This window comes from Ewingella sp. S1.OA.A_B6 (genome assembly GCF_049889095.1).
In the GTDB taxonomy this organism is placed as follows: Bacteria; Pseudomonadota; Gammaproteobacteria; order Enterobacterales; family Enterobacteriaceae; genus Ewingella.
In genome coordinates, this window is record NZ_JBLJFK010000022.1 from 16,279 (window position 1) to 26,773 (window position 10,495).

22 protein-coding genes are annotated in these 10,495 nt (G+C 48.1%); 1 reads left to right on the forward strand and 21 read right to left on the reverse strand.

The window, feature by feature from the left end; translation table 11 throughout:
• Nucleotides 1–4 precede the first annotated feature (4 nt).
• From rplR to rpsJ, 18 genes are all read right to left on the reverse strand, one after another.
• Nucleotides 5–358: a 50S ribosomal protein L18 gene (gene rplR / locus ACMV8I_RS21000; RefSeq protein ID WP_498867115.1), complete on the reverse strand. Its 354-nt coding sequence runs from the start codon at nucleotides 356–358 to the stop codon at nucleotides 5–7.
• A gap of 9 nt (nucleotides 359–367) precedes the next feature.
• Nucleotides 368–901 carry a 50S ribosomal protein L6 gene (gene rplF, locus ACMV8I_RS21005; RefSeq protein ID WP_498867116.1) on the reverse strand — a complete coding sequence of 178 codons (534 nt, stop codon included), beginning with the start codon at nucleotides 899–901 and terminating at the stop codon, nucleotides 368–370.
• Nucleotides 902–914: 13 nt separating this feature from the next.
• A complete protein-coding gene (gene rpsH / locus ACMV8I_RS21010) occupies nucleotides 915–1,307 on the reverse strand; it encodes a 30S ribosomal protein S8 (protein ID WP_140476100.1) in 393 nt (130 codons plus the stop codon).
• Between the two features lie 33 nt (nucleotides 1,308–1,340).
• A complete protein-coding gene (rpsN, locus tag ACMV8I_RS21015; protein ID WP_422794772.1) occupies nucleotides 1,341–1,646 on the reverse strand; it encodes a 30S ribosomal protein S14 in 306 nt (101 codons plus the stop codon).
• A 13-nt stretch (nucleotides 1,647–1,659) separates the two neighbouring features.
• On the reverse strand, nucleotides 1,660–2,199 hold the full coding sequence (rplE, locus tag ACMV8I_RS21020) for a 50S ribosomal protein L5 (protein WP_034793676.1): 540 nt from the start codon (nucleotides 2,197–2,199) through the stop codon (nucleotides 1,660–1,662).
• Nucleotides 2,200–2,213: 14 nt separating this feature from the next.
• The gene (gene rplX, locus ACMV8I_RS21025; protein WP_140476098.1) at nucleotides 2,214–2,528 is read right to left on the reverse strand and encodes a 50S ribosomal protein L24; all 315 of its coding nucleotides are present in this window, start codon (nucleotides 2,526–2,528) and stop codon (nucleotides 2,214–2,216) included.
• A gap of 10 nt (nucleotides 2,529–2,538) precedes the next feature.
• A complete protein-coding gene (rplN, locus tag ACMV8I_RS21030; protein WP_032906604.1) occupies nucleotides 2,539–2,910 on the reverse strand; it encodes a 50S ribosomal protein L14 in 372 nt (123 codons plus the stop codon).
• A gap of 169 nt (nucleotides 2,911–3,079) precedes the next feature.
• A complete protein-coding gene (rpsQ, locus tag ACMV8I_RS21035; protein ID WP_498867117.1) occupies nucleotides 3,080–3,334 on the reverse strand; it encodes a 30S ribosomal protein S17 in 255 nt (84 codons plus the stop codon).
• Entirely contained in the window at nucleotides 3,334–3,525 is a 192-nt protein-coding gene (gene rpmC / locus ACMV8I_RS21040) for a 50S ribosomal protein L29 (protein ID WP_013573692.1), read from the reverse strand. Before rpmC ends, rpsQ begins: the two co-directional genes overlap by 1 nt.
• A complete protein-coding gene (rplP, locus tag ACMV8I_RS21045) occupies nucleotides 3,525–3,935 on the reverse strand; it encodes a 50S ribosomal protein L16 (RefSeq protein ID WP_104923582.1) in 411 nt (136 codons plus the stop codon). Before rplP ends, rpmC begins: the two co-directional genes overlap by 1 nt.
• Nucleotides 3,936–3,947: 12 nt before the next feature.
• The gene (gene rpsC / locus ACMV8I_RS21050; protein ID WP_188475489.1) at nucleotides 3,948–4,646 is read right to left on the reverse strand and encodes a 30S ribosomal protein S3; all 699 of its coding nucleotides are present in this window, start codon (nucleotides 4,644–4,646) and stop codon (nucleotides 3,948–3,950) included.
• A 17-nt stretch (nucleotides 4,647–4,663) separates the two neighbouring features.
• Nucleotides 4,664–4,996: a 50S ribosomal protein L22 gene (rplV, locus tag ACMV8I_RS21055; protein WP_004391423.1), complete on the reverse strand. Its 333-nt coding sequence runs from the start codon at nucleotides 4,994–4,996 to the stop codon at nucleotides 4,664–4,666.
• Nucleotides 4,997–5,010: 14 nt separating this feature from the next.
• The gene (gene rpsS / locus ACMV8I_RS21060; protein WP_004929772.1) at nucleotides 5,011–5,289 is read right to left on the reverse strand and encodes a 30S ribosomal protein S19; all 279 of its coding nucleotides are present in this window, start codon (nucleotides 5,287–5,289) and stop codon (nucleotides 5,011–5,013) included.
• 14 nt (nucleotides 5,290–5,303) lie between these two features.
• On the reverse strand, nucleotides 5,304–6,128 hold the full coding sequence (gene rplB, locus ACMV8I_RS21065) for a 50S ribosomal protein L2 (RefSeq protein WP_498867118.1): 825 nt from the start codon (nucleotides 6,126–6,128) through the stop codon (nucleotides 5,304–5,306).
• An 18-nt stretch (nucleotides 6,129–6,146) separates the two neighbouring features.
• Nucleotides 6,147–6,449: a 50S ribosomal protein L23 gene (gene rplW / locus ACMV8I_RS21070; protein ID WP_188475487.1), complete on the reverse strand. Its 303-nt coding sequence runs from the start codon at nucleotides 6,447–6,449 to the stop codon at nucleotides 6,147–6,149.
• Nucleotides 6,446–7,051: a 50S ribosomal protein L4 gene (gene rplD / locus ACMV8I_RS21075; RefSeq protein WP_140476088.1), complete on the reverse strand. Its 606-nt coding sequence runs from the start codon at nucleotides 7,049–7,051 to the stop codon at nucleotides 6,446–6,448. Before rplD ends, rplW begins: the two co-directional genes overlap by 4 nt.
• A gap of 16 nt (nucleotides 7,052–7,067) precedes the next feature.
• Nucleotides 7,068–7,697 (reverse strand): 50S ribosomal protein L3, encoded by a 630-nt coding sequence (gene rplC, locus ACMV8I_RS21080; RefSeq protein ID WP_188475486.1) that lies wholly within the window; start codon nucleotides 7,695–7,697, stop codon nucleotides 7,068–7,070.
• A gap of 32 nt (nucleotides 7,698–7,729) precedes the next feature.
• The gene (rpsJ, locus tag ACMV8I_RS21085; protein WP_009639175.1) at nucleotides 7,730–8,041 is read right to left on the reverse strand and encodes a 30S ribosomal protein S10; all 312 of its coding nucleotides are present in this window, start codon (nucleotides 8,039–8,041) and stop codon (nucleotides 7,730–7,732) included.
• 488 nt (nucleotides 8,042–8,529) lie between these two features.
• Between rpsJ and ACMV8I_RS21090 the strand changes: the two genes are divergently transcribed.
• On the forward strand, nucleotides 8,530–9,372 hold the full coding sequence (locus ACMV8I_RS21090) for a prepilin peptidase (protein ID WP_498867119.1): 843 nt from the start codon (nucleotides 8,530–8,532) through the stop codon (nucleotides 9,370–9,372).
• Nucleotide 9,373: 1 nt separating this feature from the next.
• On the opposite strand, the gene bfr is transcribed toward ACMV8I_RS21090, so the two are convergent.
• The 3 genes from bfr to ACMV8I_RS21105 form a co-directional block, all read right to left on the reverse strand.
• A complete protein-coding gene (gene bfr / locus ACMV8I_RS21095) occupies nucleotides 9,374–9,853 on the reverse strand; it encodes a bacterioferritin (protein WP_498867120.1) in 480 nt (159 codons plus the stop codon).
• Nucleotides 9,854–9,937: 84 nt separating this feature from the next.
• Complete coding sequence (gene bfd, locus ACMV8I_RS21100) at nucleotides 9,938–10,132, reverse strand: bacterioferritin-associated ferredoxin (protein WP_498867121.1); 195 nt, start codon at nucleotides 10,130–10,132, stop codon at nucleotides 9,938–9,940.
• A gap of 121 nt (nucleotides 10,133–10,253) precedes the next feature.
• A partial coding sequence (locus ACMV8I_RS21105) for an EF-Tu C-terminal domain-related protein (RefSeq protein WP_498867080.1) occupies nucleotides 10,254–10,495 on the reverse strand: 242 nt, incomplete at its 5' end.

Consider the following 10,495-nt stretch of genomic DNA (forward strand, 5'->3'; position numbering starts at 1 on the left):
TTCCTTAGAACTGAAGGCCAGCTTCACGGGCAGCATCTGCCAGTGCCTGGACTCGACCATGATATTGGAAACCGGAACGGTCAAAGGATACTTTCGTGATCCCTTTTTCCAATGCGCGTTCTGCAATAGCTTTACCTACAGCAGTGGCAGCATCTTTGTTGCCGGTATACTTCAGTTGCTCAGTGATAGTTTTTTCTACAGTAGAGGCAGAAACTATTACTTCAGAACCGTTTGGTGCAATCACCTGTGCGTAAATATGACGCGGGGTACGATGTACCACCAGACGTGTCGCACCCAGTTCTTTGAGCTTACGGCGTGCGCGGGTCGCACGACGGATACGAGCAGATTTCTTATCCATAGTGTTACCTTACTTCTTCTTAGCCTCTTTGGTACGCACGACTTCGTCGGCGTAACGGACACCCTTGCCTTTATAAGGCTCAGGACGACGGTAGGCACGTAAATCTGCTGCAACCTGACCAATAACTTGTTTATCAGCGCCTTTCAGCACGATTTCAGTTTGGGTCGGACATTCAGCAGTAATGCCTTCCGGCAGTTGGTGCTCGACTGGGTGAGAGAAGCCTAAAGCTAAATTCACCACATTGCCTTTAACAGCAGCACGATAACCAACACCTACCAGTTGAAGCTTTTTAATGAAGCCATCGGTAACACCAACAACCATTGCGTTCAACAGTGCACGAGTGGTACCCGCTTGGGCCCATCCGTCTACAGAGCCTTCGCGCGGAGCGAAAGTCAGTGTATTTTCTTCCTGTTTAACTTCAACGGCATTATGGATAGTACGTGACAGCTCGCCGTTTTTACCCTTTATCGAAATAACCTGACCGTTGAGTTTTACCTCTACGCCGGCAGGAATGACGACGGGTGCTTTTGCAACACGAGACATGCTTTCCTCCCGATTAAGCTACGTAGCAGATAATCTCGCCACCAAGACCAGCCTGGCGAGCTGCACGATCAGTCATAACACCTTTAGAGGTAGAAATAACAGCGATACCCATACCGGCCATAACTTTTGGCAGCTCATCTTTTTTCTTATAGATGCGCAGACCTGGACGGCTGATACGTTGAATGCTTTCTACCACTGACTTGCCCTGGTAGTACTTAAGTACTAATTCCAGTTCAGGTTTGGTGTCGCCTTCGATTTTAAATTCTTCAATATAGCCTTCTTCCTTCAGCACGTTGGCAATAGCCACTTTCAGCTTGGAGGAAGGCATGGTGACCGCAACTTTGTTCGCGGCTTGACCGTTACGGATACGGGTCAGCATATCCGCGATCGGATCTTGCATGCTCATCTGTCTTTACTCCCGTGATTCAATTGGTGACAATTACCAGCTAGCCTTTTTAAGACCCGGAATTTCACCGCGCATAGCGGCTTCACGGACCTTAATACGGCTCAACCCGAACTTCCGCAGGAAAGCATGCGGACGACCAGTTTGACGACAGCGGTTACGCTGACGAGACGGGCTGGAATCACGCGGCAGAGACTGCAGCTTAAGAACTGCATCCCAACGATCTTCGTCGGATGAGTTCACACCAGAGATAATAGCTTTCAATTCCTCGCGTTTAGCACGGAATTTGTCAGCCAGTTTCACGCGAACGACTTCGCGTGCTTTCATGGATTGCTTAGCCATTAGTAACCCTGCCTTACTTGCGGAACGGGAAGTTAAAGGCAGCCAGTAACGCACGGCCTTCATCATCGGATTTCGCAGTAGTGGTGATAGTAATATCTAAACCACGAACGCGATCGACTTTATCATAATCGATTTCCGGGAAGATGATCTGTTCACGCACGCCCATGCTGTAGTTACCACGACCATCGAAAGACTTAGCAGACAAGCCGCGGAAGTCACGAATACGTGGAACAGCAATGGAGACCAGACGCTCAAAGAACTCCCACATGCGTTCGCCACGCAGAGTTACTTTACAGCCGATCGGATAGCCCTGACGGATTTTGAAGCCTGCAACTGATTTGCGTGCTTTGGTGATCAACGGCTTTTGACCGGAGATTGCTGCCAAGTCAGCTGCTGCATTATCCAGCAGTTTCTTGTCAGCGATCGCTTCACCCACACCCATGTTCAGGGTGATCTTCTCGACCCGAGGGACTTGCATGACAGAATTGTAACCAAACTCAGTCATGAGTTTTTTTACGACATCGTCTTTGTAGTAATCATGCAGTTTCGCCATCGTACTACTCCAAATTACTTGATAGTTACGCTGTTAGATTTGAAGAAACGGACTTTTTTGCCATCTTCGAATCTAAAGCCTACACGGTCAGCCTTACCGGTTGCCGAGTTGAAGAGTGCAACGTTAGAAACCTGAATTGCAGCTTCTTTTTCAACGATGCCGCCTGGTTGGTTCAGGGCCGGGACAGGCTTCTGATGTTTTTTAACCAGGTTGATACCTTCAACAATGACCTTACCAGAAGACAGGACATTTTTAACTTTACCGCGCTTACCTTTATCTTTACCGGTAAGCAGGATAACTTCGTCATCACGACGGATTTTCGCTGCCATGTTTCGCTCCTTAGAGTACTTCTGGTGCCAGAGAGATAATTTTCATGAACTTCTCATTACGCAGTTCACGAGTTACCGGCCCAAAAATACGCGTGCCGATAGGTTGCTCGCTGTTATTGTTTAAAATAACGCATGCATTACCATCGAAGCGAATGACAGAACCGTCCGGGCGACGAACACCCTTCTTGGTGCGCACCACTACCGCCTTCAGCACATCGCCTTTCTTCACCTTACCGCGAGGAATTGCTTCCTTGATGGTAATTTTGATGATGTCACCGATGCCTGCGTAGCGACGGTGCGAGCCACCTAGAACCTTGATACACATTACGCGACGTGCACCGGAGTTGTCGGCCACGGTCAGCATAGTCTGTTCTTGGATCATGTTAGTGCTCCGCTAATGTCAACTACAACTTTAGGACCCAGGATAGGTCATTAAGAAATCCCCACAAATGAGGGCGCGGCATTATAACACCGGTTCCAGATTATGGGTAGAAAAAATAAACGGCCCACAGTTCATGAGCCGTTTATCTATTTTCGAGCAAGTGATTCTATTACAGAATCGCTTTCCCTACAACGCGAACCAGTGTCCAAGACTTAGTCTTAGACAGCGGACGGCATTCGCTAATTTCAACGACATCGCCGATACCGCATTCATTGTTCTCGTCATGTACGTGTAGCTTAGTCGTACGTTTGATGAACTTACCGTAGATTGGGTGTTTCACAAAACGTTCAATCGCGACAACCATGGATTTCTCCATTTTGTCACTGATAACACGACCTTGCAGAGTACGGATCTTGTCACTCATTACGCACCCGCCTTTTCAGTCAGTAAAGTCTTCACACGTGCAACATCACGACGCACTTGTTTCAACAGGTGTGTTTGCTGCAACTGGCCACTTGCCGTTTGCATGCGCAGGTTAAACTGCTCACGCAAAAGGTTAAGAAGCTCAGTGTTCAGCTCTTCCACGCTTTTTTCGCGCAGCTCTTGTGCTTTCATTACATCACCGTCTTAGTTACAAAGGTGGTTTTGATAGGCAGTTTGGCTGCTGCCAGCTGGAAGGCTTCACGAGCTACCTCTTCAGGCACACCGTCCATTTCGTACAGGACTTTACCAGGCTGGATCAGGGCGACCCAATACTCTACGTTACCCTTACCTTTACCCATACGAACTTCCAGTGGCTTCTCGGTGATCGGTTTGTCCGGGAATACACGGATCCAGATCTTACCTTGACGCTTAACTGCACGGGTCATCGCACGACGTGCTGCTTCAATTTGACGAGCAGTCAGACGACCACGGCCAACAGCTTTCAGACCGTAAGTGCCGAAGCTCACATCCGTGCCTTGCGCAAGGCCACGGTTGCGGCCTTTGTGCACCTTACGGAATTTTGTACGCTTTGGTTGTAACATCAGCGACTCTCCTTACTTGCGGCCTTTACGCTGCTGCTTTTTAGGTTGAGCAGCCGGTTCAGGTTGTTCAACTGCAGCCATACCACCCAGAATCTCACCTTTGAAGATCCACACTTTTACGCCGATCACACCATAAGTGGTGTGCGCTTCGGAAGTGTTGTAATCGATATCCGCACGCAGTGTGTGCAACGGAACACGACCTTCACGGTACCATTCGGTACGCGCGATTTCAGCACCGCCAAGGCGGCCGCTTACTTCAACTTTAATTCCTTTAGCGCCAAGACGCATTGCGTTCTGTACAGCACGCTTCATAGCACGACGGAACATAACACGGCGTTCCAGCTGAGAAGTGATACTGTCAGCAACCAATTTAGCGTCAAGTTCCGGTTTACGGATTTCGGCGATATTGATTTGCGCAGGAACGCCAGCGATACCCGCTACGACCTTACGCAGTTTTTCGACATCTTCGCCTTTCTTGCCGATAACGATGCCAGGACGAGCGGTGTGAATAGTCACACGGATGCTCTTCGCTGGACGCTCGATAACGATGCGAGAAACGGAAGCTTTCGACAGTTCTTTAGTCAAGAACTGGCGAACTTTAAAGTCGCTGTCCAGGTTGTCAGCGAAATCTTTGGTATTTGCATACCAGGTAGAATTCCAAGGTTTGACAATACCTAGGCGAATACCATTAGGATGTACTTTCTGACCCATTGCTAGTCTCCAGAGTCTCAGCGATCGGACACAACCACAGTAATGTGGCTGGTGCGCTTCAGAATGCGATCTGCACGACCTTTAGCACGAGGCATAATGCGCTTCATACTTGGGCCTTCGTCTACGAAAATCTTCGTGACTTTCAGATCATCGATGTCAGCGCCATCGTTGTGTTCTGCGTTAGCAATGGCAGACTCTAGTACCTTCTTAACCAAACCAGCAGCTTTTTTGTTGGTATAGGCCAAAGTTTCCAGAGCTTGCGACACTTTCTTACCGCGGATCAGGTCTGCAACAAGGCGGACCTTCTGAGCAGAAGAACGAGCGTGGCGATGTTTAGCGATAGTTTCCATCTCTTCCTCCTACCTTAGCGCTTTTTAGCTTTTTTATCAGCCGCATGGCCGCGATAAGTACGAGTCGGCGCGAATTCACCCAGTTTATGACCGACCATTTCATCGGAAACAAATACTGGTACGTGCTGACGACCATTATGGACAGCGATGGTCAAACCGATCATGTTAGGAAAGATCGTTGAACGACGGGACCAAGTGCGCAAAGGCTTCTTGTCACCGCTTTCCACCGCTTTCTCTACCTTCTTCAGCAAGTGCAGGTCAATAAAGGGACCTTTCTTGAGAGAACGTGGCATGGCTTATCCTCTAATTATTTTTTACTACGGCGACGTACGATGAACTTGTCAGTACGCTTGTTGCTACGGGTCTTCTTACCTTTGGTTTGAACGCCCCACGGGGTTACCGGGTGCTTACCAAAGTTACGACCTTCACCACCACCGTGTGGGTGATCGACTGGGTTCATCGCTGTACCGCGAACGGTAGGGCGAATACCACGCCAACGAGCAGCACCTGCTTTACCCAGAACGCGAAGCATATGTTCAGCGTTACCGACTTCACCTAAGGTGGCGCGGCAATCGACTTGAACTTTACGCATTTCGCCAGAGCGCAGACGCAGAGTTACGTAGGAACCGTCACGAGCAACGATCTGAACGTAGGCACCAGCAGAACGAGCCATCTGGCCACCCTTACCTGGTTTCATTTCTACGTTGTGAACCGTTGAACCTACTGGGATGTTGCGCATAGGCAGGGTGTTACCTGTCTTGATTGCAGCATCAACACCAGATTGGATCTGGTCACCCACTTTCAGGCCTTTCGGCGCCAGGATATAACGGCGTTCGCCGTCTTTGTACAGAACCAGCGCGATATTCGCGGAACGGTTCGGATCGTACTCCAGACGCTCAACCACTGCTGCGATACCATCTTTGTTGCGTTTGAAGTCAACCAGACGATAATGCTGCTTGTGGCCACCACCGATATGACGGGTGGTGATACGGCCATTGTTGTTACGACCACCGCTTTTGCTCAATTTCTCAAGCAGCGGGGCATAAGGTTTACCCTTGTGCAACTCCTGGTTAACCACTTTAACAACATGGCGACGGCCCGGAGATGTAGGTTTACATTTAACAATTGCCATTGTTCAAACTCCTCCGACTTACTCTGCGCCGCTGATGAAGTCCAGATTCTGGCCTTCTTTCAGGGTGACGTAAGCTTTTTTCCAGTCGCTACGACGACCGACACGCTGACCGTGACGTTTCACTTTGCCTTTAACAAGCAGAGTGTTAACGCCTTCGACTTCGACTTCAAACAGTTTCTTAACCGCAGCTTTGATTTCTGCTTTAGTCGCGTCTTTGGCAACTTTGAGAACGATGGTATTGTTCTTTTCCATCGCAGAAGAGGCTTTTTCAGAAACGTGCGGCGCGCGCACTACTTTCAGCAGACGTTCTTCACGAATCATGCCAGCATCTCCTCAACTTGCTTCACCGCGTCAGAAGTCATAACGACTTTGTCGAAGGCGATCAGGCTTACTGGATCGATACCTGCTACGTCACGAACATCAACCTTGTACAGGTTGCGTGCGGCCAGGAACAGGTTCTCGTCGACTTCGCCGGTAATAATCAGCACGTCTTCCAGAGCCATGTCTTTCAGTTTCTGTGCAAGCAGCTTAGTTTTAGGCGCTTCTACAGAGAACGTCTCGACTACGATCAAGCGATCTTGACGTACCAGTTCGGACAGAATGCTTTTCAGCGCGCCGCGGTACATCTTTTTGTTTACTTTTTGACTGTGGTCCTGTGGCTTTGCAGCGAAGGTTACACCACCTGAACGCCAGATTGGGCTCTTTACAGAACCTGCTCGCGCACGGCCAGTACCTTTCTGACGCCAAGGTTTCTTACCGGAACCAGTTACTTCAGCACGGGTCTTCTGAGCGCGAGTACCTTGACGGGCACCTGCTGCATAAGCAACAACGACCTGGTGTACCAGCGCTTCATTGAAATCACGCCCGAAGGTAGTTTCGGAAACAGTCAGCGCGCTTTGCGCGTCTTTCACTACTAATTCCATTCCTATCTCCTCGACGTTAAGCCTTAACAGCAGGTTTAACGATCAGGTTGCTACCGGTAGCACCCGGAACAGCACCCTTGACCAGTAGTAGGTTGCGCTCAGCATCAACGCGAACTACATCCAGGCTTTGAACGGTTACGCGCTCGTTACCTAGTTGGCCTGCCATTTTCTTTCCTTTAAACACTTTACCTGGAGTCTGGTTCTGACCGATTGAACCATGTCCACGGTGTGCCAAGGAGTTACCATGGGTAGCGTCTTGGGTACGGAAGTTCCAGCGCTTTACAGTGCCAGCAAAACCTTTACCTTTAGAAGTACCGGTAACATCGACTTTCTTAACGTCTGCGAAAATTTCAACGCTAATATTCTGACCTGCAGTAAATTCCTCACCTTCTGCAAGGCGGAATTCCCACAAACCACGGCCAGCTTCTACGCCAGCTTTAGCGAAGTGACCCGCTTCTGGTTTGGTTACACGGTTAGCTTTTTTGCTACCAGTAGTAACTTGCACAGCACGGTAACCATCGTTGTCCAGGTCTTTGACCTGAGTAACGCGGTTTGCTTCAATTTCGATAACGGTTACTGGGATAGAAACGCCATCTTCAGTGAAGATACGAGTCATGCCCACTTTCTTACCGACTAAACCAATCATTGTTTCAACCTCTCAATCGTCAATGACCCTGATTAACCCAGGCTGATCTGCACGTCTACACCAGCAGCCAGATCCAGACGCATCAGAGCATCAACGGTTTTCTCGGTTGGCTCAACGATGTCAACCAGACGCTTGTGAGTACGAATTTCATACTGATCGCGCGCATCTTTATTGACGTGCGGTGAAATCAGAATAGTAAAACGCTCTTTGCGGGTCGGCAGCGGGATTGGACCACGAACTTGCGCACCAGTGCGCTTCGCAGTCTCAACGATTTCCGCAGTTGATTGATCGATCAAACGATGATCAAACGCTTTCAGGCGGATACGGATTCTTTGGTTCTGCATGAGACCAGAGCTCCAATTATTTTAAACGTAAGTAATTACTACTCATACCCATTTCGATTGATGGGTGAGTGTAATCGTTCTTCATATAACCCCCATATCGGGAGTATTGTTTGGCTGACAGTACTGCATGTCAGCCAACTAATTCTGAATGAATTAGACTTACCAAGATTAGGTAAGCCCGCGCATTATACGTAAATGAGGACAAGAAGCAACCTTTCTGATGGGGAAAGCGCCTTTATTTCACTCAAATACCGCCGCGGTGTGTTCGTACGCCCAACCCCCGAATAGTAGGTTCGGTTCCGCAATGCAGAGTATATAAACGTCTGCGGAGCCTATCTGTAATCAATTCCTGAATGCAGCGCGCATTTACAACTCTCATAACAACCTCAACCCCTCACCCACTTACCCCTCAGAGATACACTAGCATCATTGCCCACATAACTGGCAGGGAACCCTACCGCCCTTCCCACGCAAATGGAGTTTTGCCCTTGGACTATTCATCAATAGTTGATTTTCTCTCACCATCAAAATTTATCTACCATAATATCGTCTTAATGATTGGTCTGGCGGCGGGAAGTTTTCTTAACGTCGTAGTATACCGTTTGCCTATGATGCTCAATAAACATCAGCCTGAATATGAATGCCAACTCAATCTGTGCTTCCCTGCATCACACTGTACAGAATGCAAACACCCACTGAGATTCTGGCAGAATATACCGCTTTTGAGTTGGCTTCTTTTGCAAGGGAGATGTCACTACTGTCATGTAAAAATCCCCCTGCACTATCCCTTAAATGAGCTGGCATGTGCGCTGCTATTTCTCGGAATGTCCCTTCTTTTCGATACTCCGTTTACTCTAATCAGTGCACTCGTATTAATGTGGTTCTTGTTAGCTTTAAGCCTGATCGACAGTTCAACTTATTTATTGCCCGATATGCTGACACTGCCTCTGATGTGGTTAGGATTATTGGTTCATTCAGTAACAAGCGAAGTGACAATTCATGATTCGTTATACGGCGCAGTTGCGGGATATCTGGCTTTGTGGAGTCTCTATTGGGGATTCAAAATCCTGAGCAACAAAGAAGGAATGGGGTACGGAGATTTTAAACTGCTGGCTGCACTTGGCGCATGGATGGGGTGGCAATCGTTACCCTATCTTTGCATTCTGGCAGCATTGATAGGACTCGTTTTTATCACTATGCGGGCATTTGTTAGAAAAAAGACAGGCAAGATTCCTTTTGGGCCATGCCTGGCAATAGCGGGGGCAGTTGTTTACATCAGCCAAGAGAGCAATATTTTCTGGCTGATGTTCTTTTCGCTAGCAGCAGCATGAATTACTGAGAATCTTCTTTCAACTGGGACTGGATATAATTTTGAATGCCTATTCGCCCAATTAGCTCAATCTCAGTTTCGAGCCAGTCGATGTGGTGCTCTTCGTCTGCGAGAATAGTTATCATCAAATCACGGCTGACATAATCATGTACTGAGTCCGCATAAGCGATGGCTTCGCGCAGATCTTTTGCGCCTTCAAACTCCAGAGCCAAATCGGATTTCAGCATCTCTTCTACATCTTCGCCAATATGTAACTTGCCGAGGTCTTGTAAGTTTGGTAGCCCTTCAAGGAAAAGGATACGTTCGATATAAATGTCAGCATGTTTCATTTCGTCGATAGACTCATGATATTCGATGCCGTTCAGACGCATCAATCCCCAATTCTTAAACATACGGGCATGCAAAAAGTACTGACTGATAGCAACCAGCTCATTTCCAAGAAGTTTATTGAGGTGTGCAATGACTTTTTTATCGCCTTTCATAGGTAACTCCTCCATTCCGGTATCTAAAGCGTAGATCCAGATCAGAGTAAGTCAAAGAAAAGGCCTACTTTTCGGCGATGTATTTTAAGCGATGTTGTCGAACTGAGGTATCTGCTGTAATTCGTCTTCCATTATCTGACGAGCTACACGAATGCACTTTCCACATTGGGTCCCTACCGGGACAAAATTTCTTAGCTGCTGAAACGTCTGTGGCTGATATCGGCGAACAACTTGGCGGATTGTTTTATCACTAACAGAATTACACAAACATACGTACATATAAACCACACATCGGACAAAAACCAAACTTATCGTAAATGAGAATCGTTATTATTGCAACTCCGACGCATAAAAAAGGGCGCCGAAGCACCCTTTTCATATTGCATGAAATTATCAGCGATTAAGCGATAACTTTAGCAACCACACCAGCACCTACGGTACGGCCACCTTCACGGATTGCAAAACGCAAGCCGTCATCCATCGCGATTGGATGGATCAAGGTAACTACCATGTTGATGTTGTCACCTGGCATTACCATCTCTACGCCTTCTGGCAGTTCGATGGTACCGGTCACGTCAGTTGTACGGAAGTAGAACTGTGGACGATAGCCTTTGAAGAACGGAGTATGACGGCCGCCTTCAT